Genomic DNA, 26,427 nt, shown 5'->3' on the forward strand with positions numbered 1-26,427 from the left:
CAACACCCGATAGCCACCTATCTACCCCATGTCTGTACTCGGTAGTATCGCCATCGTCGTCGCGTGCTGTGCCCCGGCAGCGGTCGTCTGGTACCGGACGAGACCCTTCGCCGACCGTCGAGGGGGACGGGACGGTCCCGGTGACGCTTCGGCCGACAGCGCGCCGGTCACCGACGGCGGCCACGACGCGGTCCGGGCGAAACCGCTCGGCCCGCGTCGCTGGTTGACGACCGTCGACCACAGAGACGTGGGGCTGCTCTACCTGGCCTTCGGGACCGTCGCCGGTCTCTGGGGCGGGATGGACGCGATGATGATGCGGACGGAGCTGCTGACGCCCGCGGTGTCGACCTGGGACGCCGAGACGTACAACGCCCTCTTCACCACCCACGGGATCACGATGCTGTTTTTCTTCGCTGCGCCGGTGTTCGCCGGTATCGCCAACTACGTCATCCCGCTGTTGATCGGCGCGGACGACATGGCGTTCCCGCGGATCAACGCGCTCGCGTTCTGGCTGTTGCCCCCCGCCCTGTTCGTGGCCCGCGCCGGGATCATCACCGAACTCATCGCCAAGACCCTCGAAGGCGCTCTCGGGCTGGTGCCACCCGGTGTCACCGCCCGGGTCGGCGGCCTCGAAGGTATCCTCGAACCGCTCTTCCTGCTCGAACCGCCGGGGATCGGGTGGACGATGTACACGCCGCTGTCGATCCAGAGCCCCAACCAGCAGGTCAACCTGCTGCTGCTCGGGTTGCATCTCAGCGGCGTCGCGACCACCATCGGGGCGATCAACTTCATCGCGACCATCGTCAGCGAGCGCGGCGACGGGGTGAGCTGGGCCGATCTCGACCTGTTCTCGTGGAACATCCTCACCCAGTCGGGGATCGTCCTGTTCGCGTTCCCACTGCTCGGGAGCGCCATGGTCATGTTGCTCCTGGACCGGACCGTCGGGACGACCTTCTTCACCGCTGCCGGCGGCGGCCCGATCCTCTGGCAGCACCTGTTCTGGTTCTTCGGCCACCCGGAGGTGTACATCCTCGTGCTCCCCGCGTTCGGTCTCGTCAGTTACATCCTCCCGAAGTTCGCGGGCCGGGCGCTGTTCGGGTTCCGCTTCGTCGTCTACTCGACGCTGGCCATCGGCGTCCTGAGCTTCGGCGTCTGGGCCCACCACATGTTCGCGACGGGCATCGACCCGCGGGTCCGGGCCAGTTTCATGGTCGTCTCGATCGCCATCGCCGTCCCGAGCGCCGTGAAGACGTTCAACTGGATCGCGACTATCTGGAACGGACGCATCCGGCTCACGGCGCCGATGCTGTTCTGTCTCGGCGGGCTCGCCCTGTTCGTCGTCGGCGGCATCACCGGCGTCTTCCTCGCCGCCATCCCCTTCAACCTCGTCGTCCACGACACCTACTACGTCGTCGGTCACTTCCACCTCATCATCATGGGGATCATCCCGTTCAGCATGTTCGCGGCGTGCTACTACTGGTTCCCCCTGATAACGGGCCGGATGTACAACCGACCCGTCGCCGTCGCCCAGGCGGTGGTGCTGTCTGTCGGCTCCGCGCTCACGTTCCTCCCGATGCTCGTCACCGGCATGGAAGGTCTCCCCCGGCGATACGCCGCCTATCCCGAGGTGTTCACGCTCCTCAACCAGGTCTCCTCCGCCGGCGCGTACCTGATCGGCCTCGCAGCCGTCCTCTGGGTGTTCAACATGGTGCAGTCCTACCGCGTCGGGCCCGCCGTCACCGACGACGACGTGTGGAACCTCGCCGAGACCGGCCAGACGGCCCGTGAGTGGCACCACCCGTCTGGCCGCCCGACCCGGAAGGCCCCCGGTGTCGACGCCGGGGCGCCGGACGCCGACGAGAGCCAGACCGAGACCGACGGGCACCCGCCGACCGAACCCGACCGCGGTCCCGCCGTCGACCGGTCGGCGCGCGACGAGCAGATCGGCGGCACCGCCCCGCTTCGACTCGTCGCCGTGGTGACGGTCGCTATCGCCCTCCTCGTCGTCGCCGGCCGCCTGTTCCTCCCGCTTTCGGGGTTCGACTCGGCGACCGAGGCGCTGATACGGACGCTCAACCGGCGACTACTGCTGGTCGCGGTCCCGCTGGCACTGCTCGTCGAGGTCGTCCTCGTCTACGCGGTGTGGCGCTTCCACGGTACCGACCGCCCCTTGCCGACTCCCGAGAACAAGCGCCTGGAGATCGGCTGGACGCTCGCGACGGCGGCCGTCCTCCTCTTCGTCGCCGTCGTCTCCTACCAGGTGTTCGCGTCACCGTACGTCGCCGCCACGCCGGAACCCGAGGGGGAGCGCCCGGCCGACGCCGTCGAGATCGAGATCGTCGCCGAGCAGTTCGACTACGGCGTGCGATACCCCGGCGCGAACGCCTCCGTCGAGAGCACAGACGTCATCTACGCGCCGACCGACCGGCCAGTCTATTTCGAGATCACCGCCGAGGACGTCCTCCACTCCGTCCACGTCCCCGACCTGGGCCTCAAACAGGACGCGTTCCCGGCCCAGTGGAACCTGATCCACACCCGGCTGTACGAACCCGGCGACTACCGACTCTACTGCGCGGAGTTCTGCGGCGTCGGCCACTCGCAGATGCGCACGACGCTCCGGGTGGTCCCGCCCGAGGAGTACCGCGACCGGGTCGACGGCATCGCAGACGGCAACGCGACCAGCGCACGCTCAGGCCGGTCCGGGCGGCCGGCCGGATCCACAGCGCCTCCCGGGACTTCGACGACGCGGTGGGTTCCGACACGCTAAGGTGCCCCCCGGGCGAAACCGCTCGTATGGTCGACGAACACGAGGACGCTGCGCACGGACACGCGGACCGTCCGGACTACGACCCGGCGAACAAGGACCTGCCATCCGGAGAGCCGCCGTTACGCTCGACGGCGCCCCAGAGCGAGTACACGAGCCGCGACGTCGGCGTCGGCTTCGCCGTCATGCTCGTCGGCGTCGCCATCGCGTTCGCGCTGCCGATCGTGTTGGTGTAACGGTCGCCGCTCGATTCCAAGTTCTCTCTCGTTTCGACGCCCGTTAGGGCGACTATCGACGCTCTCGACCCAGGACGCCCGAGCGTGACCGGGCCGCTCCGGTAGTGTCCGAACCGCGAGACGGCGAGCGCGTCTGATCGGCTGTCCCCAAGCTTATTGCTACCCATTGACTTCTTTCGGACATGAGCGGTTCCCTCCACCGGCGGTCGCCCGACGGCGGCCCCGACCTCCACGAGTACGGCGCGATCGCTGCCCTGCTGGCGGGGTTGGTCCTCGTCAGGCTCGGGATCAACGCGAGCGCATCGGCGCTCCGCGCGAAAACGGGGCTCTTCGCGGTGCCGATCGTGGCGATCGCCGCGTACAGCCTCGTCGCGCTCGCCGGCCTCGGCGCGGTCTACGCCGTCTACGCGGCCGGCCGCGAGGAGCGACTGGACGGCTTCGAACTGGCCGAGGCGGGGCTGGCCGCGGCCGCGTTCGTGTTCGTCGCCGTGTACGTCGCGCTGGGGCCGACGGCCCCCGACATCTCCGCGGCGACGGTGCTCCTGCCGGGCGGATCCGCGATCGCGCTGGGCGTCCTCGCGGTCGGGTACGCCCGCGTCGCCGACCTCGATCTCCCCGTGAGCCCCCCGACTCGCGACGGCTGGATCGCGACCGGACTCGCCGTCGCAGTTGTCGTCGCGACCGCCGCGCTCGCGATCGCCGGCGCGAGGGCTCTCGGCTGGCCGGACAGATCCCTCGTGATGTTCGGGTACAGGCCGCTCCCCGACGCCACCTCGTTCGTACTGACGACCGTGGTCCCGGTGACGCTCTCCGCGCTCGGCACGGCACTGCTGTTCAACGGTGCCGTCCAGACGGGGATCCGTCGTCACCGCTCGTCGGCCGCCGCAGCGGGCACCGTTACCCTGCTCGCGTTCGGTGCGGACTTGGCTCTCGCCGTCGTTCCGGTCGCGCTCTCGCCGGCCCTCGGTCCAGTTCCCACCGCCGTCCGGTGGGTCGTGGTCCTCGCGGCGCTCGTCCTCGCGGTCGTCACCGTGCTGGCAGCTGCGGTCGCGTACGGGCGGCTCTGGGACGCGCAAACCCCGATCTCGGGCGACACCCGAGCGACGCTCGTCGCTGCCGGTGCCGGTGCCGCCCTCGCCGTTGCCGTCACGTTCGCTACAGCGGCCTTGGCCGGTAGCAGCGGGGGGCCGGTCATGGTCAGCTACCCCGTGGCCGTCGGCGTCGCGGCGGTCGCCACCGAACGCACCCGGTCGGTGTGGGCGCCGACCATCGTCTACGCGGCCCACGGCGTCGCGATAGAACTCGTCTCCCACTACGTCCTCTCGGGCGAAGGAGCGGTGACCGTCGTTCCGTCCCTTCTCTGAGCCGTCCGGAACGGTCGAAACGCGCGCTTCTCAGTCCAGTTCCCGCTCGATCACGTCGCGCAGGTCGGCGATCTCGGCGGCGTCGTAGGAGAGGTCGGCGTCGTCGAGCGCCACGTCGAGGGTCCCGGAGTCGTCGGCGTCGCCGAGTTCGTACACCGGTGTGACGCTGTCGAACGCCTCGCGGACGCCCCGCGGGTCGGTCGTCTCGATCACGACGCGGCCGGCCTGCTCGCCGAACAGCAGTGCCTCGGGCGAGCCCTTCGTCGGGGCGTCGAGGTCGACGCTCGCGCCGGCCTCCGCGGTCACCATCTCCGCGAGCGTCACCGCGAGGCCGCCGTGGCTGACGTCGTGGGTCGCGAGCGTCGTCTCCTCGTTGGCCACGTCGACCAGCGTGTCGACGAACGCGTCCGGGTCGGCGAGCGACTCGGGAAACCTGTCCGTGCCGCCGAACTGCGCGAGGTACTCGGAGCCGCCCAGGCGGGCCTCGGCGTCGCCCTCCAGCGAGCGCGCGCCGACGAGCAGGAGTTCGCCCTCGCCCTCTAGCGACGTCGGGGGCGCCTCGTACCCGTCTTTGACGCCGACCAGCGCGAGCGTCGGCGTCGGCGGGATCGGCCCGGAGACGGAGTCGTTGTACAGCGAGACGTTCCCGCCGACGACGGGCACGTCGAGCGTCGAGCACATCTCCGCCAGGCCGTCGACGATACCCTTGAACCCGCCGTAGACGTCGGGTTTCTCGGGGTTGCCGCCGTTGAGACAGTCGACCGCCGCGTGGGGTCGCGCGCCCTTCGCCGCGACGTTCGTCGCGTTCTCCAGCGCGACGGCCCGTGCGCCCTCGTAGGGGGCGGCGTCGGTCCAGTTGGGGTCCGCGCCGGAGGAGAAGGCGAGTCCCGTCTCGGCCTCGCGGATCGCCATCAGGGCCGCGTCGTCCCCGGGTGCCATCGCGGTCCGGACCTGCACCTCGTGGTCGTACTGGCGGTAGACCCACTCCTTCGAGGCGGTGTTCGGACTCCCGACGACCGCCTCGAACGCCTCAGCGAGGTCGACGTCCTCGGGCAGGTCGCGCTCCTGTTCGACGGGTTCCTCGGCGGGCAGGTCGTTGTACGGCGCGCCGTCGCCCAGGAACTCGGCGGGCGCGTCGACGACGACCTCGCCGTCGAAGGTACAGACGAAGTTGCCGTCGGTCACCTCACCGATGACCGACGACCCGAGGTCGTAGCGGTCGGCGATCTCGTGGACGCGCTCGACGTTCTCGGGGCGGACCTCGTAGCACATCCGCTCCTGGCTCTCGGCGAGCAGGTACTCCATGGCGTTCATGTTCGGCTCGCGTTCGTGGACGTTCGTCAGCTCGATGTTCGCGCCGAGGCCGCCCTTCTCGACCATCTCCGAGGCCGCGCCGCCCAGCCCAGCCGCGCCCAGGTCCCGCGCGGACTCGAGCAGGCGCTCGTCGATCAGCTGCTCGTTCGCCTCGATAAGCAGCTTCTCGGTGTAGGGGTCGCCGACCTGGACCGCCGGGCGGTCCTCGGTCTCGGCGTCCTCGGCCAGGTCCTCGCTCGCGAAGGAGGCCCCGCCGAGGCCGTCGCGGCCCGTGGAGTTGCCCACCAGGACGAGCTTGTTGCCGGGCTCCTGGGCCTCTGCGGTGACGAGCCGGTCCGGGTCGTCGATCAGGCCGACGCAGGCGACGTTCACGAGCGGGTTACCCTCGTAGTCGTCGTGGAAGACGGTCGAGCCCGTGACCGTCGGGACGCCGATGCAGTTCCCGTAGTGGGAGATGCCCTCGACGACGCCCTCGAAGAGGTAGCGGGAGTGCTCGCGGTCGAAGTCGCCGAAGTACAGCGAGTCGGCGAGCGCGATGGGGTAGGCGCCCATCGAGAGGGTGTCGCGGACGATACCCCCGACGCCCGTCGCCGCGCCGTCGAACGGGTCGACGTACGAGGGGTGGTTGTGGCTCTCGATCCCGAGCGTGACGTAGGTGTCGTCGTCAGCGTCGGACGGGATGGAGACGACCGCGGCGTCGTCGCCGGGACCGACGACGACCTGGTCGCCCTCGCTATCGAACGCGCCCAGCAGCGGCCACGAGGAGCGATAGGCGCAGTGCTCGCTCCAGAGGTTCTCGAAGAGCGCGGCCTCGGCCCGGGTCGGCTCCCGCCCCAGTTCTGCGACCACGAGTTCGCGGTCGGCGTCGGAGAGACTCATTACGCGTCCGTCGCTTCCCACCGGCTAAATCGCTTTCCATGCGCGATCAGGAGTCGGAATCGCGGTCGGCGCCAATCCAGTCAGGACCGCGAACGGCCCGCTCGCCCTCGCGACCGGATCCGTCGCGACCGACCGTCACTCCTCGGGAGCCCGGATCGATAACACGGGGACCGAGGCGGAGCGCATCAGGTTCTCGGTGACGCTGCCGAGGAGGCGTCGGTCGATGCCCGTCCGGCCGTGGGTGCCGACGACGACGAGGTCGACGCCGTGGTCCGCGACGTATTCGTTCAGCGTGTCGACCACGTCGCCCTCCTCGATGGCAGTCTCGACGGCGACGCCGCCGTCCTCCGCTCGCTCGCGGGCCCGCGCGAGCATCTCCTCGTCGCGGCGTTTCCGCTCCGCGGACAGCTGCTCGGAGCGCACGTCGAACCCCAGCCCCGAGGATTCGACCACCGAGACGACGTGCAGCGTCGCCCCGGTCGCCGCGCCGATACCGATCCCTTCGCCGAGGGCGACCTCGGACCCCTCGCTGCCGTCGGTCCCGACGAGCACGTCGTCCGGGGGGTACTCGTGGTCGCTCTCGGGCGGGACGACCAGCACCGGCGCGGCGCTGTTGCGGACGACGCGCTCGGTGACGCTCCCGAGGATGATCCGCTCGATGTCCCGCCCGCCCCGCGTGCCCATGACGACCAGGTCGATCCCGCGGTTGTCGACGTACGTCAGGATGGTCCGCGAGGGGCCGCCCTGGATCACGTCGTCGACCGTGTCGACGCCGGCTCGTCGCGCTCGCGAGGCCGCCTCGTCGACGATGTCGCGTCCCTCGCCTTCGAGGACGTCCTGGACCTGTCCCTCGATCCGGGCGAGGCTCGGTTGGTTGGTGTCGGCGACGTAGAGGACGTGAAGCGTGGCGTCGTGTGCGTCGGCGACGGCGATCGCGACTTCCAGCGCGGCGTCGGCCGCGTCGCTCCCGTCCGTCGGGAAGAGGATCTCGTCGTACATGTCCGACAGTCCACGCGCCAGTGTGAAAAATCTGCCCGCGTGCGGGTGCGACACCGACACACACGCGCCGACTACAGACGTCCGGCGGTCGCGACCACCCCGACGCCAGCCGATTCGAACGCATTCGGCCGCCCAACTATCTCCCCCTACCCCGATAGCGGGGGCTGTTTTCACTCCCTGGGAATCCCCTCTCTCCCCTATAAGGTGTCGTTGCCTACTCCGAAATGAGTATGACCGACAACATCGGTGCGCCCGGAACGGACATGTCGCGTCGCGAGTTCGCCAAAGCCGCCGCCGGCACGACCGGCCTGTTCGCTCTCGCCGGCTGTTCCACGCGGAGCACCCAGGACGCGGGCGGCGTCACGGTCTCGGAAGTCGAATCTACCGGCTCTCCCGCCGCCCAGACCGCGAATCCCGCCGATCTCCCCAAGACCTCGCCGCCGGAGATCGTCAACGTCGACGAGCAGGGGGGCAAGGTCACCCTCTCCAGCGTCCCCTCCTACCACGAGGTCCACCCCGGGGAGTCGATGGGCGGCCCCGTCGACCTGCCGGCGACCTGGGCGTTCCAGGCCGACGACCGCGAGCCCAGCGTCCCCGGGCCCATCCTCCGGACGACCGAGGGCGAGGACATGGAGGTCACCCTCGACAACACCGACGGCAAGCGACCGCACACCGTCCACTTCCACGGCGTCCGCAAGACCTGGGAGAACGACGGCGTCCCGACGACGACGGGCATCACCGTCCCCCCGGGCGAGAAACACACCTACGACATCCCCGCGAACGTCCCGGGCACCCACCTCTACCACTGCCACTACCAGACCCACCGTCACATCGACATGGGGATGTACGGCTTCTTCCGGGTCGACCCGAAGGGGTACGAGCCCGCCGATCAGGAGCTGTTCATGACGCTCAAGGAGTGGGACAGCGACCTCAACAAGCAGATGGCCGGGATGGACGTCGACTACAGCCCCCGCGAGCGCAACCCCAACGTCTTCACCATCAACGGCAAGTCCGCGCCCCGGACGCTCCACCCCGAGGACGGCTCGCCCGTCATCGTCGAGCAGGGTGACACCGTCCGCATCCACTTCGCCAACAACGGGTACATGATGCACCCGATGCACACCCACAACCACCGCTTCGAGGTCGTCGAGAAGGACGGCTCGGTGGTCCCCGAAGCGGCCCGGTACAAGGAGGACGTGCTGAACATCGCGCCCGCCGAGCGCAAGACCATCGAGTTCGAGGCCGACGCCGACCCCGGCATCTACCTCATGCACTGCCACAAGGTGTTCCACGCGATGAACGGTAACTCCTACCCCGGCGGCATGGTCGGCGCCATCGTCTACAAGGAGGCCATGGACACCGACATCTTCTCCCAGCTCATGGACTACGCCGGCTACGAGGGCTGAGCCGCCGGCGGGTCTGTCCCACCGCGCGATCCGTTCCCATCGATCGCGGCCCCCGATTCTCGGTCCCCGATTCCGTATCCCGGTTCAGCCGCTCATTCGACGACGTAGGACTGCATCTCGCCGCGCGAGCGCACGTCGACGAATCGGTAGCGCCGCCCGTCGGAGAGGTCGCCGGCGTAATCGGCGTCCGCGACGCCGCCGACCCCGTACACCTCGTTCGCTTCGCGCAGATCGGAGTCGTGCAGGGACGCCCGCACCCCGTCCGGCAGGGACCCCGCTTCGGGCACCTCCACGATAAATAGCCGGTCGGTGAAGCTCTTGGCCGTCCACGCGTCGCGGACGCCCTCGCGCTCGCACAGCCGGTCGGCCAGCGCGGACAGTTCTGCGGCTCTCCCGTCCATAGAAGCACCGACGGCCGCCGGACCGAAGCCGCCACCGCCGAACGCGTTCGTCCGGCGTCGGACGCGTTCTCGGCCGTGCAAACGTCCGCTATCGCCCGTCCACGGCCCCGTCGTGGTCCTCGCCGTCGCGCAGGTCCCGGCCGGTGTCGGCCGACGCACCGTCGCCGTACGACTCCTCGACGCTCCGGAACACGGAGACGGCGAGTTCCTCCCGGCTCGCGGCGTCGCGCTCGCCGTAGCGGACCTCCTCGAACAGGCGCGTGAGCTCCGTCACGTCCTCCTCGTTCAGGCCGACGGCGACGGCGGCGTCGGCGAACTCGCCGGGCGTCGCGCTGTCGGGGTTCGGGACGTCGAGCAGGCTGGTCATCTCCCACCACGCGCGGTAGACCTCGTTGTCCACGTCCGCGTTGTGCTCTTCGAGCCGATCCGCGGCGCGACCGGCGGCGATAGCGAGGTCGCGGGGGTCCACCGGATCGCCGTCGTCAGCGGCGGCGGCACCCTGGGACACGTCGGTGACCGTCTCACCGCCCGATGCCCGGAGCAGGACCGCCGCGGTCCCGACGAGGACGGCGCCGAACACGCCCAGGACCGCTTCAGGTGGTACGTTCACCGCGTGGATCAGCGGTTCCGTGAGTCCGCCGTCGCCGCCCGACCCGGGTAGTTCCGGGCCGGGACCGAGGCCGGGTCCGCCGTAGTCCGGGCAGTCCGTCGACAGGAAGTAGGTGAGAAACGCCGGCGGCGCGAGCGCGTAGAGACCGAAGAACGTCGCGCCCAGCGAGTATCGTCGCTTGATCGCGACCAGGGCGGCCGCGAAGGCGCCGAAGTAGACGACACCCCCGTACCAGGCCGACAGCGGCTGGACGCACCAGCTCGTCTCGATCGGTTCCCTCGGCGGCTGCGGTTCGCCCGGCGTCTTCGGTTCCTCGGTCGGATCACTCGGCGTGTCCGGGGCCACGCTATCACCGCCGGGATCCGGCGCTTCGTCGCCCGGCTGCGTGCTGGGCGCGCCGGGATCGACCGCCGACGTAATCGCCGCCGCTCCCACGGCCAGGGCGGCCATCGCCACCAGACCGACCACCACGACGCGCAGGGACGCTCGCGACAGATAGTCGTCCATGCGCGTGTGAATGTCTATCTATCGTATAGGTTTTTCGTCGGTTCGTTCGGCTGACAGTCCGTTCGGTGACGGGCCGTGCCCGTTCACTCCGGGGCCATCCCCTTCTCGGCGAGTTCGTCGAAAGCGGCGTCGGACTTCCCCAGGTCGTCCAGGTCCATCCCGTCCAGCACGTGCTCGGCCTTCGAGAACTGGACGTCCTCGTAGGCGACGACCTGGACTCGATTCCCCCACGGGTCGAGGAAGTCCAGCCCCCGAGTGTCGAGCACCTCCGCGTCCACATCGGCCAGGCGCCGCTCGACGAGATCCGCGTCGTCGACGACGAGACCGAAGTGCCGGTGGGCGTCCGTCGACTCGCCCGCGCCCTCGTCCTCGGAGAGCGCGAGGAACTGGTCGCCCATGTCGAGGAACACGGCGGAGTCCGTCTCGCCGCGGACTTCGAAGTCGAATATCGACGCGTAGAACGCCCGGGCCTCGTCGGCGTCGCCGACGGCGAGGGCGACGTGGTTGATCCCGACCATCCGAGCGCGGTCGCTGTCGTCACTCATGTGCGGGGATTCGGTCGGCAGACCAATCAACGGCCGGGTCCGGACGACGGTGTTCGATGTAGGTTGCGGGTGTAGCGGTTGTTTCTGCGGATGAGTTGTCAGCTGAACTCGAAGGCCCGCTTCGATTCCCGGATTGCGGTCGGGATTTTTGGCGCTGCGCGCCCAATCCCGGGCATGAGCTGTCCGTACCTCTCCTACCGGGAGTCGGCCCAGGGGAAGTCTTTCGACGAGGCGCGGGCCTACTGCGACGCGGCCGAGCGCTTCGTCCAGCCGATGCGCGCGGACGTCTGTAACGACCGGTTCGAACTCGACCACCGGACGGACTGCGAGATCTACGTCGAACACGCGACCGACGACCCCGCAGTGCCGGACCCGGACCCCGACGCGACCCTGGAGGCCGAGGAGTCGTGACCTACGACCGCTTTCTCGCCGACGAACCCGTCGTCGTCACCGCGGCGCTGACCGGCGGCATCCACGGCAAGGAGGCCAACCCGAACCTGCCGGAGACGCCCGAGGAGATCGGGAAGGCGGCCGCGGCGGCCGAGGAGGCGGGCGCAGCGATCGTCCACGTCCACGCGCGAAAGAACAACGGCGAACGGGCGTTCTCGACCGAGCGCTTCCAGGCGATCGACGACGCGATCCGCCGGCACGCCGACGACGTGGTCATCCAGCACACGACGGGCGCGACGCAGGCACCCACCGAGAAACGTCACCGCTCACTGCGGACCGACCCCCCGCCGGAGATGGCGTCGCTCGACATGGGGCCGCTGAATCGCTACGACCGACTCACCAGCGAGAACACGATCGCCACCATCGACGCGCTCTACGACGAGATGGCCGACCGCGGGATCAAACCCGAACTGGAGGTGTTCAACGACGGCCACCTCAACGAGGTCCACGGCCTGCTGGAGCGCAGAGACCTCGACGACCCCGTCTACGCGACGCTCATCTTCGGGCCGGGAACCCTTACTCGGCCCCGTCCGCGGAACTTCCTGAACGCCGTCGACAACCTGCCGGAGGACGCGCTGTTCAACACGCTCGGGTTCGGGCGCCACCAGTTGCCGTTCGTGACGATGGGGATCCTCTTCGGCGGCAACGTCCGCGTCGGCCTGGAAGACAACGTCTACTACCAGAAGGGCGAACTCGCCGAGAGCAACGCGCAGCTGGTCGAGCGCGCCGTCCGCGTCGCCGACGAACTCGGGCGCGAGGTGGCGACGCCCGACCAGGCGCGGGATGTTCTCGGGCTGTAGTGCTGCGCGGGACGGGCCCGGTCCGGTAACGCTCACGTCATCGGGTGACGCCGATGCCGGCGAGAGACTTTGTGGGTCGGCGGCGTACTGGAGCGCGTGACAGAATCTCGTTTCGCGCTTCGAGCGGCCGCACGTCGTACCGACCGACGACCGGACACCGCCGCACAGCAGAGGGTGGTCTGAATGGACGGCCCGCACCAGGGACAGCCCCTCGCGACCGCCGGGACGCCCCTCGACGAGGCCGAGGCCGCGCTGGTCCTCGTCCACGGCCGCGGCGCGACCGCCGAGAGCATCCTCCAGATGGGGCGCCAGATCCACCGCGACGGGCTGGCGCTGCTGGCGCCGCAGGCCGACCGCAACACCTGGTACCCGAACTCCTTCCTCCAGCCGGTCGAGTCGAACGAACCCGGCCGCTCCTCCGGACTCCAGGCTATCGACGACGCCGTCGAGCGGGCGAACGACCACGGCGTCCCGGCCGAGCGGGTGATGGTCCTCGGCTTCTCGCAAGGCGCCTGTCTCGGCAGCGAGTACGTCGCGCGGAACCCGCGCCGGTACGGCGGCCTCGTCGCCTTCTCCGGCGGGCTCATCGGCGAGACGATCGACCCCGACGAGTTCGAGGGCTCGCTAGATGGGACGCCGGCGTTCCTCGGCTGCAGCGACGTGGACCCCCACATCCCCGAGGAGCGCGTCCACGTCACGACCGAGGTGCTGGAGAAGCTCGACGCCGGCGTTGAGGAGCGGATCTACGAGGGCATGGGCCACGGCGTCAACGACGACGAGATCGAGTACGTCGACGGGATGGTCGCGCCCCTCCTCGAGAACTGAACTCCGCCGCACGGCGGACGCCGCGGGGACGGTGTCGTGAGTTTCAATACGGCGAGTCGCAACGTCGCTGATGGACATGTCGGACTCCGACGGGGTCGGCGGCCGCCGGCGCTGGATACTGGTCGCCGTCGCCGCGCTGGCGATGGGACTGATCGGCACCTACCAGTTCGTCTGGTCGTCGATCCGGCTCCCGCTGGGCGCGCGCCTCGGTGCGAGCGAGACGGCGCTCGGGACCGTCTTCACGGTCTTTCTCGTCTTCCAGGCCGTCTCGCAGTTCCCCGCCGGCTGGGTGCGCGACCGCTGGGGGCCGAGGGTCCCGCTGCTCGTCGGCGCGCCGCTGGTCGCGATCGGCTACGCGTGGACGGGCGTCGCGGGCTCGCTCCCCGCGGTGTACGCGGCCTACGCGATCGGCGGGATCGGCAGCGGCGTCGTCTACACCGTCGCGGTGAACACGCCGGTGAAGTGGTTCACCGAGCGCCGCGGGCTGGCGACGGGGGCGGTCACGACAGCTTACAGCGGGATATCCTTCCTCCTCATCCCCGGCGTCCGCCGCGGCGTCGACGGCGCCTTCGAGTCGACGCTCCTCGCGCTCGGCGTCGCCACGGGCGCGGTCGCGCTGCTCGGTGCGGCTGTCCTCCGGGACCCGCCGGACCTCGGCGGTTCCACTCCCGGCGCCGGCGAGGACGCGGCGGCCCCCACCGGTGACGACTCACCGGACCCGGACAGCGGCGATAGTGTGGCGGATTCGGACGGTGACGGAGTCGATTCCGCCGCAGATGCGCCCGACTACGGCTGGCGCGAGACGGTCCGAACGTGGCAGTTCTGGGTGCTCTACGCGGTGTTCGTCGTCATCAACGGCGTCGGGCTGATGCTCATCGGGAAAGTGATCTCCTACGCCGACGCGCTCGCGCTGCCGGCTGCGGCCGCGACCGCGAGCGCCTCGGTCGTCGCGGTCGCGGACGCGCTGGGGATCGCGATCATCGGCGGAATCTCCGACCGACTGGGCCGCGAGCGAACGGTCGCGGCCTCGCTCGTCCTCGGCGGCGTCGCGCTCGCCGCGACGGTCCCGGTCGGGGAGGCGAACGCGGCGACGGGGTTCGTCGCGCTCGTCGGCGTGGCGGCGCTCTTTCGCAGCCCGCCCTTCTCGATATTCCCGACCCTCGTCGGCGAGTACTACGGCCAGACGTACTCCTCGGAGAACTACGCGGTGCTCTACAGCGCGAAGATCTGGGGGAGCATTTTCGGCGGGACGGTCGCCAGCGGCCTCGTCGTCACGCTCGGGTGGACCGACTCCTTCCTGCTGGCCGCCGCCGCGCTCGCGCTCGCCGGCGTCGCGACGGCGACGCTCAGAAATCCGAACGCCTGACCCTCAGAGCGACTCGGCGGCGAAGCGCGTCATGACCTTCTCCTCGGCGCGCTGGAGGCGGTACTGCACCGTCGAGTGGGGCGTGTCGAGCTCCTCCGCGAGGTCCGCGACGGTCGCCTCGCGGGGCGTCCCGTAGTAGCCCGCCGCGACCGCGCTCGCGACGGTTTCGCGTTCCTCGGCCGACAGCAGGCCACCGGTGTCGTAGCCGCCGTTCCAGTTCTTGGGGTCCGAGACGTGACTGAGGTCGAGTCGGATCCCGTCGCGGAGCCGCTCGTCGATCCGGTCGTAGAGTTCGCCGACCGCACAGTCGTCGGGTACCAGCAACCGCCAGACGTACTCGGACCCGTCGCGCTCGGCCTCGATGAGGAGGCCGTCGCCGGCGTGGTCGACGGCCAGGTACGGGATGGAGTGGCAGTGCTGGATCTCCTGTCGCCGGGTGAAATACACCCGGTGCTCGGGACTCTTGCTCATGACCTGATACTCGCGACTAGACGAACAGCCTTCGACGTCGAGGCACTCGTTGCAGACCGACTCGTCGAGGAATCGCGTCTCGACCGCGTCGAGCGCCGACTCCGGTCCGAAGACGTGGTCGACGCGCCACATCGCCCGCTCGTTCGCGAAACACGCCGCCGTCTGCGAACGCAGGCCGGACCGCTCGACGAACTCGTCCATCAACTCGTCCGCACCCGCGTCGTAGGTGAGGACGAATTCGAACTCGCGCATATCGATCGGTGAGTTGGATATAGCTAAGATGTTTCGGTTCGACACGACTGCCACCGGACCGCTGTCGACGGCGACGACGGGCTACCGCCGACCCGTCCGCGCGACGCCGGCGTCGACTCGCCCAGTTCTTGCGAGTGATACTGGGTGAGTTCGATTTATCACAGATGATCGGGGTTTTCCGAGTATGCCGGCCGAAACTATCGAAGACACGGCGAACTACACCATCGAATGGGACGACGACATCGAGGCGGTCGTGTTCACCTGGGACGAGTACGTCTCGGGTCAGACGTTCAGGGACGCATGCGGGGCACTGCTCGACGCTATCAAACAGAATAACGCCAGCAAGTCACTGACGGACACGCGCAGCATCAACGCCCACGACGCCGAGGACCAGGAGTGGCTACAGAACGACTGGATGCCGCGCGCAACCGACGTCGGCCTCGAGTACACCGCGATCGTCCACCCGGACAGCGTGATCTCGGAGATGGACGTGGAGAACATGATGGACGGCACGGAACCCAGCGGCGTGAAGTCGCTGCTGAGTTCGGATATGGACGAAGCCCGACAGTGGCTCGCGGACAGGTAGCCCGTCCGGACCGAGACGACTGTTTTACGAGCGCTCGGTCGACCGATAGCGGTCGCCGTCGTCGTCCCGCGCCGCCAGCCCGAACACCACGCTCCACCCGAGCAGCCGCTTCGTCCGCTCGCGCCACTCCGCCTCCCAGTCGGTGTGACGGTCGCGCTCCCAGTGCGGGACGTGTTCGCGCATCGCCTCGAACGCCTCGTCGGCGGTGACCGGTCCGTCGTCCCGAAGCGCGTCGAGGAGTTCGCTCGCGCCGAAGACGCGACGCTCGAACGCGTCGGCCAGATCGGCGTCGTCGACGTCCACTCGCCGACGGCGGAACCCGCGCGGCGTCTCCTCGACGAGTTCCAGCGCCTGGAGGAACGTGAGGGACTCGCGGGCGGCGTCCCGGGAGGGCGCGGCGGTCTCGTCGACCAGTCTGATACAGCAGTCCTCGACCGCCCCGGGGACGAGCGGCACGGCGCGCTGTGCGCGTTCGAGGAACTCCCGGTCCCGGACCGGCGGGACGACCTTGTAGCGCATCTACAGGCCGAAACTCTCCGCGAGGCGCTCGTCGTTCACGTCGCCGAGGACGTGGGTATCGCCGCCGACCACGTCGACGGTCACCTGGGCGGGCGCGAAGACCGACTCTGGCACCTCGTGGAAGTCCCAGTCGGCGTCGGCGAAGATGTCGGCGAACGGCCGGTCGTACTCGTCGGTCGCGGTCGAGACCACCTCGTCGAACCGGTCGAACGGTTCGTCCACGACGATGTGGACCTGCCCGCCGTAGGCCAGCGCGTCGTTCGTCCGCGCGATGGCCGTCTCCTCGTCGCCGGCGACCGGCGCGACCGGCGCCGAACCGGACACCGACAGGACGTCGAGCGGATCGTAGCCCAGTTCCGAGAGCCGGAAGGTGGCCAGCTCCGCAGCGCGGGCGGCCGCGGTGACGCTCCCGGTGAGACTCGCCGTCGAGAACGCCTGCAGGAAGACGCCGCTCTCGGCGACGCCGGCGACCTCGGCGACGTGGTCGACCACGCGCTCGTCGGGGACGGTCTCGGTTTCGACGGCGAGGACGGCGAACTCGAAGTCGTCGCGGTAGCCGACCCGCTGGAACTCGTCTTCCTCGGCGACCAGCGCGCGGGCCGGCCCGCTGCCGAGCCCCTCGAACCCGTCGACGCTGAGCTCCCAACCCCCTTTCTGCGAGCAGAGCAGCGCCATCGCGGGGTGGTCGGTCGACAGTTCGACGTGGGTCAGCGGCGCGCCCGCGACCTCGTCCATCCGGCTCTGGACCGTCGCCAGGCCGGCGGTCTGTATCTCCGCGAGCATCAGGCCCGCCTCGACGCCGCCCGGCACGTCGACGCCGAAGTCCAGCACGAGCGCCTCGTTGTCCAGCTGGTGGACGGCGACGTTCAGCTCGTCGGCGAAGTCCAGCGCTTCGTCGACCAGGTCCGTCGCGGTCCGGTTGAGACTCTCCATACCCCGACGTGCTCGCCCGCGGGACTTGCATCTTCGGTTCGACGCCGTCCCGACGGATTCCCCGTCGACCACTGCGAACGGGCAGTCGGCATCAAAGCGAGAGGCCGAGCGCGAAGGCGACGCCGAGAACCGCCAGTATCGCACCGGAAACCCGGCCGAGCAGTCGCTGCTGGTCGGTCTGTTCGTAGTCGTCGTCCGCGAGCCCGAAGTACAGCACCCTGGTCTGGAGCCGGGACATCCGCGTCGGTGCCAGGACCCACGCGACGCCGAGCACCGCCGCGACCCCGCCGACGACGAGCCGCCACAGCGCTACCATATCACCTATCTGCGAGTGCCCGCCCCTAAGTACCCCCGGTCAGCCGGACCGTCGCGAGCCGTGAGGCGTCGATCTACTCCGACCGCTCGCGTTTCGCCTCCCGACCGAGGTGTTCCTCGACGGCGTCGACCTTCTCGCCGGCGGACTGCTCGACCGTCCGCTTGTCGTCGACTTTCAGGAACGTGCTGACCCGGTCGGCGTCGACGGCCTCGTGGGCCGCGGCGGCCGCGGCGAACAGCTCTGCGGAGTCGTCGGCCTCGATGATCGTCCCCATCGGCGTCGTCTCGTAGCCCACGTCGAACTCGTCGAGCGCGGCGACCGCCTTCGCGACCTCCTCGGACATGCTCCCCTCGATGACCGGTGCGACGCTCAGGAACCCGATGACTGTCATACTCGTCTCTACGACGGGCCGGGCCTAAGTTCCCGCGCTCGGGGGACGGCGACGAAAAGCGATCGGCAGGTCGGTCCTCCCGGGACCGGTTCAGACGAACGTCGGCCCCTCGACGTCCTCGCCTTCGGCCTCGCGCCAGGAGTGCTCGGGCTCCCAGTCGAGCACCTCGCGGGCGTTCTTGTAGTCGATCGCCGACTGGTCGCCCTCCAGGTCGACCTCGTCGGGGAGGTCGCCGTAGGTGGCTTCCACGGCGTCGGCGGTGTCGACGCCCAGCAGGTTCTCCTCGGCGACGGCCATGAACGGCTCGTGGCCGTCGAAGTCGACCTCCATCGCACGCTCGACCAGCGAGACCACGTCGCGGATGTCGACGTACGAGAAGAAGTTGCCCGCGGCGTTGTGGAAGGTGATGCCGAAGTCGTTGTCCAGGCTCGCCGACTCGAAGTCGAAGTTCTCCCGGATCGTCGTCGCGTCGTAGTTCCCGGGGTAGTTGATCCACGACGGGCGGACGGAGGCGACCGACACGTCGTACTTCCGGGTCACCATCTTCGCGATCTCCTCGCCGGCGACCTTGGAGGTCCCGTAGGGGTCCTCGGGCCGCATCGGGTGGTCGACGTCGATGGGGAAGTAGTCGGGCAGGAACGACGGCTCGGCGAAGACGGTGCCGTATACCGTCTCGCTGGAGGCCCAGACCACGTCGGCGCCGACGCTGCCCGCGCCCGAGAGGACGTTGTACGTGCTGATGGAGTTGTTCTCGTAGACGTGCGCGCCGCCGTGGCCCAGCGGGTTCGGATAGGCGGCGAAGTGGATCACGTAGTCGGGGTCGAACGAGGAGATGAGTTCCCAGGTCTGGCCCTGGTCGGTGAGGTCCGCCGCTCGGAAGTCGACGTTCGCCGGGCCGGCGCCCGGGTCGCTCGGCCGCCGGAAGTCGATGCTCCGCACGTCCCAACCCTGCTCGGCGAGCGAAGAGACGACCCAGCTCGCCGCGCCGCCGAGACCGCCAGTGACGACTGCTCGTGACATTCCCTCGGCGATACGGAACCGCCCCGCATATAATTTCTGTCGATTAATCGCCATCGACGCCCGAAACCGGCAGATCTGTCCGCGAGCGGCGGCTGCGACGGCGGCGCGACCGTCCGCAGTCAGTTCTCGACGGTGACAGGTTCGCCGCGCTCGGCGCTCCGGAACACGGCGTCGAGGACGCGGGCGTGGTTCACGCTCTCCTCGCGGTCGACCCGCGGGGTCTCGCCGCTGGCGACGCAGTCGGCGAAGTGCTCGACTTCGAGGCGGTAGTGGTCGGCCGGATCGAACGTCTCGGTCACCTCGCGGCCGTCGACGGCGTAGGTCAGCGAGGTCTCCCCCTCCACGTCCACGTCGAAGGTCGGCTCCGCCCTGAGCCAGCCGTCGGTCGTCTCGACGCGGTAGTACTGGGTCAGCGGCGTCTCGAAGCCGCTCTGGACGCGGGCGCTGGCCCCGGAGTCGTACTCCAGGACGCCCGCCATCTCCGTATCGACGCCGCAGTCCCGGCCGTCGTGAGTCCGTGCGTACACGCGATCGGGCTCCCCGAGGAACAGGCGAGCGGCGCTGACGGCGTATGTGCCCACGTCGAGGACCGATCCGCCGTCCAGGTCGGGGTCGAGTCGGATGTCCTCGGCGCCGTCGGGCATCCGGAAAGTGAACGCCGACGTGACGGCGCGGACCTCACCGAGTTCCTCGTCGACGACCTCGGCCGCCCGCTCCGTAAGCGGGTGGAAGCGGTACATGAACGCCTCCATGAGGGTGACGCCGCGCTCCTCGCAGTAGTCGAAGGCGGCCGCGGTCTCTTCGGCGCTCCCCGTGAGCGGCTTCTCGCAGAGGACGTGGAGCCCGGCGTCGGCGGCCGCGCGGATCCACTCGGCGTGCAGCCCGTTCGGGAGCGGGACGTACACCGCGTCGAGGCTCTCGTCGTCGAGCATCGCGTCGTATCCCCCGTAGGCGGACTCCACGTCGAACCGGTCGGCGACGGACTCCGCGGCCGCCTCGTCCCGCGAGGCGATAGCCCCGACCTCGTGGTCGCTCGCGACGATGCCCGGGATGACTGACTCGACCCCGATGTCCGCGGTGCTGATGATTCCGAATCGCATGGTCTCCTCGACGGGCGGAGCCACCGTAAATGGCGGGGGGAGTGGTGTGAGACCGCTGATACGCCGCCGTCCGCGGGCTGGAGGCGGCGACACCGAACCACGGGATCAGCGGTATCGAAACTCCATCACGCTGCGCGCCCGCGGATCGCCCTACCACTCCGTGTCGGTCCGTTCCAGAAACTCCTCCCAGAGGCGCTCCGCGCCGCCGTAGAAGGTCATCCAGGCCGTGACGGCGAACGCGCCGACGCCTGCCAGGAACCCTGCCGCCCGCGCGATGGCGCCCGTTCCGCCGACGACGAGGAGGACCAGTTGCACGAGGGCGACCGATGCGATCACCATCGTCAGCGTGAACACGACGAACCGAATGTACGGGTGCTTGGCTTCCCAGCGCGCCCGCTGTCTGGAGATGAGGACGTATATCGCGGGCCCGAAGACGAGGATGAACCCGGCGATGTGGCGAAGCTCCTCCGCGTACGTTCGCGCCGGCACGACCGAGCCGACGATGGCACCGCCGAGGACGCCGAGCCCGAGCGCCCACGAGGCCGGGTGGCCGAAGTTCACGCCCATGGGGCCCTCCGGCGGCGAGCGACCGCTGGCGTCCGTTCCGCTCGGGCGCGACTCGACATTCGTCTACTCGTATCGACGGACGACGGGTAACGGTTTCGAGAACGGCGAGAAGTCGCCGGGGCCGATCGCCGGTCAGTTGTCGGAGGCGAGGCCCTTGGCGAACTGCTCGGCGAACAGCACGTAGATGATGATCGTGGGCAGCGCGGCGAACAGCGCGCCGGCCATCCGCAGCCCGAAGTCGATGCCGGAGAGGTCCGTCCCGAGTCCTGAGAGCACGAGTGTGACGGTGGCGGCGGGGCTGGACGAGCTGCCGATCAGCGTCAGGCTGAACAGGAACTCGTTCCAGATCATCGTGAACTGGTAGATGAAGACGACGCCGATCATCGGTTTCGACAGCGGCAGGACGATCCGGCGGTAGATCGTCGTGATCGTCGCGCCGTCGATCTTCGCCGCCTCGACCAGTTCGTCCGAGAGGGTGAGATAGTACCCACGGAACAGGAGCATGCAGATGGGGATCCCGTAGACGACGTGGGTGATCGTCAGCGCGAGCAGCCGCGCGTGGTCGTACTCGAAGAACGACATCTCCCACACCGGCGCGAGGATCTCGGCCAGCGGGAAGATGTTGATCCAGAAGTCCGACAGCGGCACCAGCACCGCCTGGTACGGGATGAAGATACCCACCAGGAAGAGGATCAACACCGCGAACTGGGCGCGGTCGCCCCAGTCGACCAGCGTCAGCCCGTAGGCGGCGGTGCTGCCCAGGAAAACCGTCGCGACCGTCGACGGGATCGTCATCACGAGGCTGTTGACGAAGCCGGTTGAGAGGTGGTCGATGGCGCGGCCCCACTTCGAGAGGGTGAATCCGCCCGCTCCCGGCGGGACGAACGGCGTGGTGCCGGTGACGGCGGCGCTGGTCTTGAACGACGTGACCAGCCCCGTCCAGATCGGCGCCAGGAAGAAGGCGAAGAAGAACGTGATGACCAGCGACAACGCGACCTTCCAGTAGTCGAGTTCGGGCAGGATGTCGGCGAAACTCTCGTCGGTGGATGCGGTTGCTTTGCTCATCTTAGAGGCTCCCCTGTTTGTGCTGGTAGTGGAGATACGGTGCGATCACGGCCAGTGCCATCAGCAACAGGATGGTCGCGATGGCGGCGGCGTAGGCCCAGTTCTGGAGTTTGAACGCCTCGCGGACCATCAGCGTCGCCAGGATGTCCGTCGCCTTCGGCACGCGGTACTGGCCGAACATCGAGAACAGGAACGTGAAGGCTTTGAGCGCGAAGATCACGAGGATGACCGCCGCGCTCACCGACGACGATTTGAGTTGCGGGATAATCACGCGCCAGTAAGTTTTGAAGATGCTGGCGCCGTCGACCTGGGCGGCTTCGAACTGGTCGTCCGGGATCGACTGCAACCCCGCCAGAAAGACGACCATCGCATAGCCGCTGAACTGCCAGATCAGCGCGAATATCACCGCGCCGAGGACTAACTCGGGATTGCCGATCCAGTTGTACGGCCCGAGGCCGACCACCCCGAGGATCGTGTTGACCAGGCCGTTATTCACGTTGTACATCCAGAGCCAGAACTGGGCGGTGACGACGAACGACAGGGCCATCGGCAGCAGGTAGACCGTCTGGATCTGCTCTTTGAAGCGGATGCCCCGGTCGAGCATGATCGCCAGAAAGAGCCCGAGCAGCATCGTCACGGTGGTGAAGACGATCAACAGCACGAACGTGTTCTTGCCGGTCGTCCACACCCACGGGTCGTTCATCGCCTGGACGTACATGTCCAGGTCGAGATTGCTGAGGCTGAAATCCGGGCCCTCGCCGAACCCTTCGTAGTCGGTCAGCGAAATCAGCGTGTTGTAACCGATCCCGCCGTACACACCCAACCCCATGATCGAGAAGGGGATGAACCAGAAGGGGAACGACCGGACGAAATCGCTCTTCGAGTACACCCGGAGTTTCGTGCGCCAGTCGCGTTCGGTACCACTCCCCACACCCTGCGAACCGGACACGGTGTCTTGCGAGCTTGCCATAAATTACTAACGTAGTGTGATGTGCCGGCCCGCTCAGAAGACGTTCATGAGCCCGTCGGCGGTGGCTTCGGGGTCGTAGGGTCCCATGAAGTTCGAGGCGATGGCGTCTTTGCAGGCGCTGAGCTGGTCGGCGGTGCCCGCCAGACCGTGGGCGAGCGTCGGCGGGAACTTCTCGAGGTTGTTGAGGTCGTCGACGTTGAGGCTGAGGAACTCGGTGAGGCGGCTGCCGTCGACGTCCGTGCGCAGCGGGATCGACCCCTTCAGGTTGTTGAACTCCACTTGCACGTCTTTCGTGCCGAGGAACTCCGCGAACACTTTTGCTTTCCGCGGCGCGTTGCCGTCCCGCGGGAACAGGAACGAGTCGAGGTGCCAGACGTACATGTCGCCCGTGCCGGGGAAGGGCACCCAGCCCCAGTCCTCGTCGAACTCGAAGTCCTCGGTGTTGCGGTACATCCCGTAGGCCCAGTTGCCCATCGTGAAGAACGCGGCGTTGCCGGCGATGAGTTTGTCGTTGGCTTCGGGGAAGCTGATCGACGATTTGTCGTCGTTGGAGTAGTTCTCGATGACGTTCTGCGTTTTCTCCAGCGCACGAACGAGCGCCTGTTTGTCGCCCTCGCCGTTGATGAACGCGTCGTAGGCGTCGGCGCCTTCCGTCCCGAGGAAGAACTCGACGAAGTACTGCAGGTTCGCCCACGACCCCCGAGTCGTCATCGTCATCGGGACCGCGTCGGTGTTCTGCTCGACCTTGTCCAGCGCGCTAACGAACGCGTCGTAGGACGTGAGGCTCTCCGGGTCGACGCCGGCCTCTTCGAGCACGCTCACGTTGTAGAAGAGGTTGTTGAGCCGGTGCGACCCCAGCGGCACCGCCCGGTAGGCGTCGTTCATCCGGCAGGCTTCGGCGGCTTTCGGGTGCATCGTATCCGTGTAGCCGGTGTCTTCCCAGACGTCGGAGACGCTCATCAACCGGCCGCCGTACTGCTGCATGGTCTTGCCCGGCCACGAAGCGAAGGCGTCCGGCGGGTTGCGGTTGGCGAGGCGGCGCGCGACCGTCGCGTTGAGGTTCTCGTTGGCGTCGCCGCCGATCGGCTTGATGTCGTGCTCGATGTCGGGGTGTTGCTCTTCCCACATGTCGACGAGTTTGCCGACCGCCGCGGCGCCGTCCCCGCCGGTCCACCCGTGCAACGCCTCCATCGAGTTGTCCGTCATCGTCGGCGTCCCACCACCGTCGCCGCCGTCACCGCCGTCACCGCCGTCGCCACCGTCACCACCGTCGCCGCCGTCACCACCGTCACCGCCGTCGCCGCCGCCGATACAGCCGGCGACGAGTCCACCCACGCCGACCGTTCCCGCTTGAATCATCCGACGCCGGGTCAAATCCACTCTGTCACTGCCAGAACTGCCATCTTGCGGCATACACGTAGGGTAACGAGTCTATCTACATAATTATTTGGGAGAGAATCACAGCGAATTGACTGGATTTCGGAGCGAGAAGGTCGAACGAGACGAATCTCGGTACAACGAGTGCGGGGTGACTGACGAGTTCGCGCCCGGTGCGATCGCGATCCAGAGAGAGCCATGTGTACGCTGCCGAGCGGGCTTCACATTCCGATCTGTAGCGGGGCGGCGAGACGGGTGTCGGCGGTCGGTGGCGTGACCCGCGTCAGGCCGACTGGGCGGTCCCGATCTCTTCGACCCGGTCGACGTTGGTGAGCTTGCGGTTGTGGAGCGCGTCGCCGGTGACGCCGTCGAAGAGGTGGATCGCGTCCTCGGGGAAGCGGACGCCGACCTCCTGGCCGGCCGAGAGGTAGCGCATGCCGTCTATCATCACCGTGAGGCTCGCTTCCGACTCCTCGCCGACCCGGAGGTGGACCGCGTTCTCGTCGCCGTGCGGTTCGACCACCTCGACCGTCGCGGGGACCACGTCGTCGCCAGCAGTCTCGTCGATCTCGTCGATGATCTCGACGCTCTCCGGTCGGATCCCGAGCGTGACGTCGGTGTGACCGTCGACGTCGGCCGCGACCTCGGACGAGAGGGCGTAGTCGAACCCGTCGCCGCGTAGCGTCCCCGCGTCGAATTCGAGGTCGAAGAAGTTCATCGCGGGCTCGCCGAGGAACCCGGCGACGAAGACGTTCGCGGGCTCGTGGTAACACTGCATCGGCGTCCCGAGCTGCTGGAGTTCGCCGCCGTCGAGGATGGCGATGCGGTCGCCCATCGTCATCGCCTCGGTCTGGTCGTGGGTGACGTACATCGTCGTCACGCCGAGGTCGTTCTGGAGCTGCTGGAGTTCCGTCCGCATCTGCGCGCGCAGCTTGGCGTCGAGGTTCGAGAGCGGTTCGTCCAGCAGGAAGACCTCGGGGTTGCGGACGATCGCTCGCCCGAGCGCGACCCGCTGTTGCTGCCCGCCGGAGAGTGCGCCGGGTTTGCGGTCGAGCAGTTGGGTGATGCCGAGCGTCTCCGCCGCGTCTTCGACCGTCTCGCGGATCTCGTCGTCGGACATGTCCGTCGACTCTTCGAGGCCGAAGGACATGTTCTCGCGGACGGTCATGTGCGGGTACAGCGCGTAGGACTGGAACACCATCGCGATGTCGCGCTCCTGGGGACGCTTGTCCTGGATCGGCTCGCCGCCGATCGATATCGTCCCGCTCGTCGGCGTGTCGAGCCCGGCGATCATCCGCAGCGTCGTCGACTTCCCACAGCCCGAGGGCCCCACGAGTACCACGAACTCCCCGTCTTCGATCTCCAGGTCGATGTCGTTGACGGCGACGATCTCGTCGCCTCCGTCGTCGAACACCTTCGTCGTCCCATCCAGGGAGAGATTTGCCATAGTTTAAGATGCGGATCTGTCGTAATATAAGCTTCGGCGGTTCCGGGCCGGACAGGACGATCCACGGACATATCCCGCCCGACGACCGCTCACTTCCAGGGAGCGCCCTCGCGGTCGACGAACCGCTCGCGGCGGTCGACAGCGTCGATGCGCTCGACGTCTTCGGGGTCGAGTTCCAGGTCCGCGGCCGCGAGGTTGTCCTCCAGGTGGTCGGCGCCGGTCGCCTTCGGTATCGCGACGACGTTGTCGGGATGGGTCGCCCACGCGAGACACGCCTGGGCCGGCGAGACCCCGTGTTTCTCGGCGACGGCCTCGACCGCGGGCAAGTCCAGTGCGTCGCCGCGACCGAGCGGGGAGTACGCGACGAGATAGTAGTCGTGTTCCTGCGCGTGCGCGACGAGGTCGTCCCGGGGGAGCATCGGGTGGCGCTCCACCTGGTTGGCGAACAGCGGCACGTCGAGTTCCTCCAGCGCCTCGTCGAGCAACGCGGTGTCGAAGTTCGAGACGCCGACGTGACGGGCCAGCCCGTCGTCGACAAGGTCGGCGAACGCCGACAGCGTCTCCGTCGCATCGTAGTTGCCGACCGGCCAGTGGACGTAGACGAGGTCGAGCGCGTCCACGTCGAGCAGGGAGAGACTCGCCTCGATCCCGTCGTAGACCTCGTCGTATGCCAGCCCCTCGGCCATCGGGTGGAGCTTCGAGGCCAGGAAGACATCCTCGCGGGAAATGTCAGCGGACGCGATGCCCTCGCCGACCGCGGCCTCGTTCTCGTAGAATCGCGCCGTGTCGACGTGGCGATACCCCATCTCCAGGGCCGTCCGGACGCTCTCGGCGCACTGCTCCGGGTCGTCGTTCTGCCAGGTTCCGAGTCCGATCCGCGGGAGTTCTTCGACCGTCATGTCAGTCTCCAGCGCACGAGCGCTCGTAGTTCGTTCGGTACCGGCGGT

27 protein-coding genes are annotated in these 26,427 nt (G+C 68.4%); 9 read left to right on the top strand and 18 right to left on the bottom strand.

Translation table 11 applies throughout. From position 1 onward, the window contains the following. The first annotated feature begins 28 nt into the window (after nt 1-28). The 3 genes from coxB to ACMGFH_RS03440 all read left to right on the top strand — a co-directional run bounded on the left by coxB (nt 29) and on the right by ACMGFH_RS03440 (nt 4,364). The gene (gene coxB, locus ACMGFH_RS03430) at nt 29-2,767 is read left to right on the top strand and encodes a cytochrome c oxidase subunit II (RefSeq protein WP_415381371.1); all 2,739 of its coding nucleotides are present in this window, start codon (nt 29-31) and stop codon (nt 2,765-2,767) included. A 26-nt stretch (nt 2,768-2,793) separates the two neighbouring features. Next, entirely contained in the window at nt 2,794-3,000 is a 207-nt protein-coding gene (locus ACMGFH_RS03435) for a hypothetical protein (protein WP_415381372.1), read from the top strand. Nucleotides 3,001-3,182: 182 nt separating this feature from the next. Beyond that, nucleotides 3,183-4,364 carry a hypothetical protein gene (locus ACMGFH_RS03440; protein ID WP_415381373.1) on the top strand — a complete coding sequence of 394 codons (1,182 nt, stop codon included), beginning with the start codon at nt 3,183-3,185 and terminating at the stop codon, nt 4,362-4,364. Between the two features lie 30 nt (nt 4,365-4,394). Here the strand turns inward: ACMGFH_RS03440 and purL are convergent, their stop codons facing one another. After that, the gene (gene purL / locus ACMGFH_RS03445) at nt 4,395-6,557 is read right to left on the bottom strand and encodes a phosphoribosylformylglycinamidine synthase subunit PurL (protein ID WP_415381374.1); all 2,163 of its coding nucleotides are present in this window, start codon (nt 6,555-6,557) and stop codon (nt 4,395-4,397) included. A gap of 135 nt (nt 6,558-6,692) precedes the next feature. After that, nucleotides 6,693-7,556, bottom strand: a complete 864-nt coding sequence (locus ACMGFH_RS03450) for a universal stress protein (protein WP_415381375.1) — start codon at nt 7,554-7,556, stop codon at nt 6,693-6,695. Nucleotides 7,557-7,786: 230 nt separating this feature from the next. On the opposite strand from ACMGFH_RS03450, the gene ACMGFH_RS03455 reads away from it, so the two are divergent. Further along, on the top strand, nt 7,787-8,962 hold the full coding sequence (locus tag ACMGFH_RS03455; RefSeq protein WP_415381376.1) for a multicopper oxidase domain-containing protein: 1,176 nt from the start codon (nt 7,787-7,789) through the stop codon (nt 8,960-8,962). Nucleotides 8,963-9,054: 92 nt separating this feature from the next. On the opposite strand, the gene ACMGFH_RS03460 is transcribed toward ACMGFH_RS03455, so the two are convergent. From ACMGFH_RS03460 to ACMGFH_RS03470, 3 genes are all read right to left on the bottom strand, one after another. After that, nucleotides 9,055-9,363 (bottom strand): hypothetical protein, encoded by a 309-nt coding sequence (locus ACMGFH_RS03460; RefSeq protein ID WP_415381377.1) that lies wholly within the window; start codon nt 9,361-9,363, stop codon nt 9,055-9,057. Nucleotides 9,364-9,451: 88 nt separating this feature from the next. Further along, on the bottom strand, nt 9,452-10,480 hold the full coding sequence (locus tag ACMGFH_RS03465; protein WP_415381378.1) for a DUF4129 domain-containing protein: 1,029 nt from the start codon (nt 10,478-10,480) through the stop codon (nt 9,452-9,454). A gap of 83 nt (nt 10,481-10,563) precedes the next feature. Then, nucleotides 10,564-11,025 carry a VOC family protein gene (locus ACMGFH_RS03470; protein WP_415381379.1) on the bottom strand — a complete coding sequence of 154 codons (462 nt, stop codon included), beginning with the start codon at nt 11,023-11,025 and terminating at the stop codon, nt 10,564-10,566. A 174-nt stretch (nt 11,026-11,199) separates the two neighbouring features. Here ACMGFH_RS03470 and ACMGFH_RS03475 point away from each other — a divergent pair, with 174 nt between their 5' ends. The 4 genes from ACMGFH_RS03475 to ACMGFH_RS03490 all read left to right on the top strand — a co-directional run bounded on the left by ACMGFH_RS03475 (nt 11,200) and on the right by ACMGFH_RS03490 (nt 14,466). Then, entirely contained in the window at nt 11,200-11,436 is a 237-nt protein-coding gene (locus tag ACMGFH_RS03475) for a hypothetical protein (RefSeq protein WP_415381380.1), read from the top strand. Next, nucleotides 11,433-12,275: a 3-keto-5-aminohexanoate cleavage protein gene (locus ACMGFH_RS03480; protein ID WP_415381381.1), complete on the top strand. Its 843-nt coding sequence runs from the start codon at nt 11,433-11,435 to the stop codon at nt 12,273-12,275. The genes ACMGFH_RS03475 and ACMGFH_RS03480 overlap by 4 nt, the downstream gene beginning before the upstream one ends. Before the next feature lie 183 nt (nt 12,276-12,458). Beyond that, nucleotides 12,459-13,100: an alpha/beta hydrolase gene (locus tag ACMGFH_RS03485; RefSeq protein WP_415381382.1), complete on the top strand. Its 642-nt coding sequence runs from the start codon at nt 12,459-12,461 to the stop codon at nt 13,098-13,100. A gap of 70 nt (nt 13,101-13,170) precedes the next feature. Continuing rightward, on the top strand, nt 13,171-14,466 hold the full coding sequence (locus ACMGFH_RS03490) for an MFS transporter (protein WP_415381383.1): 1,296 nt from the start codon (nt 13,171-13,173) through the stop codon (nt 14,464-14,466). A 3-nt stretch (nt 14,467-14,469) separates the two neighbouring features. On the opposite strand, the gene ACMGFH_RS03495 is transcribed toward ACMGFH_RS03490, so the two are convergent. Next, the gene (locus ACMGFH_RS03495; RefSeq protein WP_415381384.1) at nt 14,470-15,189 is read right to left on the bottom strand and encodes a helix-turn-helix domain-containing protein; all 720 of its coding nucleotides are present in this window, start codon (nt 15,187-15,189) and stop codon (nt 14,470-14,472) included. Nucleotides 15,190-15,373: 184 nt separating this feature from the next. On the opposite strand from ACMGFH_RS03495, the gene ACMGFH_RS03500 reads away from it, so the two are divergent. Next, entirely contained in the window at nt 15,374-15,775 is a 402-nt protein-coding gene (locus tag ACMGFH_RS03500) for a hypothetical protein (protein ID WP_415381385.1), read from the top strand. Between the two features lie 24 nt (nt 15,776-15,799). On the opposite strand, the gene ACMGFH_RS03505 is transcribed toward ACMGFH_RS03500, so the two are convergent. From ACMGFH_RS03505 to ACMGFH_RS03560, 12 genes are all read right to left on the bottom strand, one after another. Further along, nucleotides 15,800-16,294, bottom strand: coding sequence for a hypothetical protein (locus tag ACMGFH_RS03505; RefSeq protein WP_415381386.1), 495 nt, complete (start codon nt 16,292-16,294; stop codon nt 15,800-15,802). Beyond that, nucleotides 16,295-17,227, bottom strand: a complete 933-nt coding sequence (gene mch, locus ACMGFH_RS03510; protein ID WP_415381387.1) for a methenyltetrahydromethanopterin cyclohydrolase — start codon at nt 17,225-17,227, stop codon at nt 16,295-16,297. It lies immediately after the preceding gene. A 91-nt stretch (nt 17,228-17,318) separates the two neighbouring features. Continuing rightward, nucleotides 17,319-17,543, bottom strand: coding sequence for a hypothetical protein (locus ACMGFH_RS03515; protein WP_415381388.1), 225 nt, complete (start codon nt 17,541-17,543; stop codon nt 17,319-17,321). A gap of 73 nt (nt 17,544-17,616) precedes the next feature. Next, a complete protein-coding gene (locus ACMGFH_RS03520; RefSeq protein WP_415381389.1) occupies nt 17,617-17,934 on the bottom strand; it encodes an MTH1187 family thiamine-binding protein in 318 nt (105 codons plus the stop codon). A gap of 90 nt (nt 17,935-18,024) precedes the next feature. Continuing rightward, on the bottom strand, nt 18,025-18,954 hold the full coding sequence (locus tag ACMGFH_RS03525; protein ID WP_415381390.1) for an NAD-dependent epimerase/dehydratase family protein: 930 nt from the start codon (nt 18,952-18,954) through the stop codon (nt 18,025-18,027). A 119-nt stretch (nt 18,955-19,073) separates the two neighbouring features. Next, nucleotides 19,074-20,054, bottom strand: coding sequence for a Gfo/Idh/MocA family protein (locus ACMGFH_RS03530; protein WP_415381391.1), 981 nt, complete (start codon nt 20,052-20,054; stop codon nt 19,074-19,076). Nucleotides 20,055-20,204: 150 nt separating this feature from the next. Continuing rightward, nucleotides 20,205-20,621, bottom strand: a complete 417-nt coding sequence (locus tag ACMGFH_RS03535) for a hypothetical protein (RefSeq protein WP_415381392.1) — start codon at nt 20,619-20,621, stop codon at nt 20,205-20,207. Between the two features lie 132 nt (nt 20,622-20,753). Continuing rightward, nucleotides 20,754-21,686, bottom strand: coding sequence for a carbohydrate ABC transporter permease (locus ACMGFH_RS03540; protein WP_415381393.1), 933 nt, complete (start codon nt 21,684-21,686; stop codon nt 20,754-20,756). A gap of 1 nt (nt 21,687) precedes the next feature. Next, a complete protein-coding gene (locus tag ACMGFH_RS03545; protein WP_415381394.1) occupies nt 21,688-22,656 on the bottom strand; it encodes a carbohydrate ABC transporter permease in 969 nt (322 codons plus the stop codon). 33 nt (nt 22,657-22,689) lie between these two features. After that, nucleotides 22,690-24,069: an ABC transporter substrate-binding protein gene (locus tag ACMGFH_RS03550; RefSeq protein ID WP_415381395.1), complete on the bottom strand. Its 1,380-nt coding sequence runs from the start codon at nt 24,067-24,069 to the stop codon at nt 22,690-22,692. 247 nt (nt 24,070-24,316) lie between these two features. Beyond that, entirely contained in the window at nt 24,317-25,480 is a 1,164-nt protein-coding gene (locus ACMGFH_RS03555) for an ABC transporter ATP-binding protein (RefSeq protein WP_415381396.1), read from the bottom strand. Nucleotides 25,481-25,569: 89 nt separating this feature from the next. Beyond that, nucleotides 25,570-26,379 (bottom strand): aldo/keto reductase, encoded by an 810-nt coding sequence (locus tag ACMGFH_RS03560; protein ID WP_415381397.1) that lies wholly within the window; start codon nt 26,377-26,379, stop codon nt 25,570-25,572. Nucleotides 26,380-26,427: the final 48 nt, after the last annotated feature.

The sequence above is a fragment of the Halosimplex rarum genome (assembly GCF_047715405.1).
Taxonomy (GTDB): domain Archaea; phylum Halobacteriota; class Halobacteria; order Halobacteriales; family Haloarculaceae; genus Halosimplex; species Halosimplex rarum.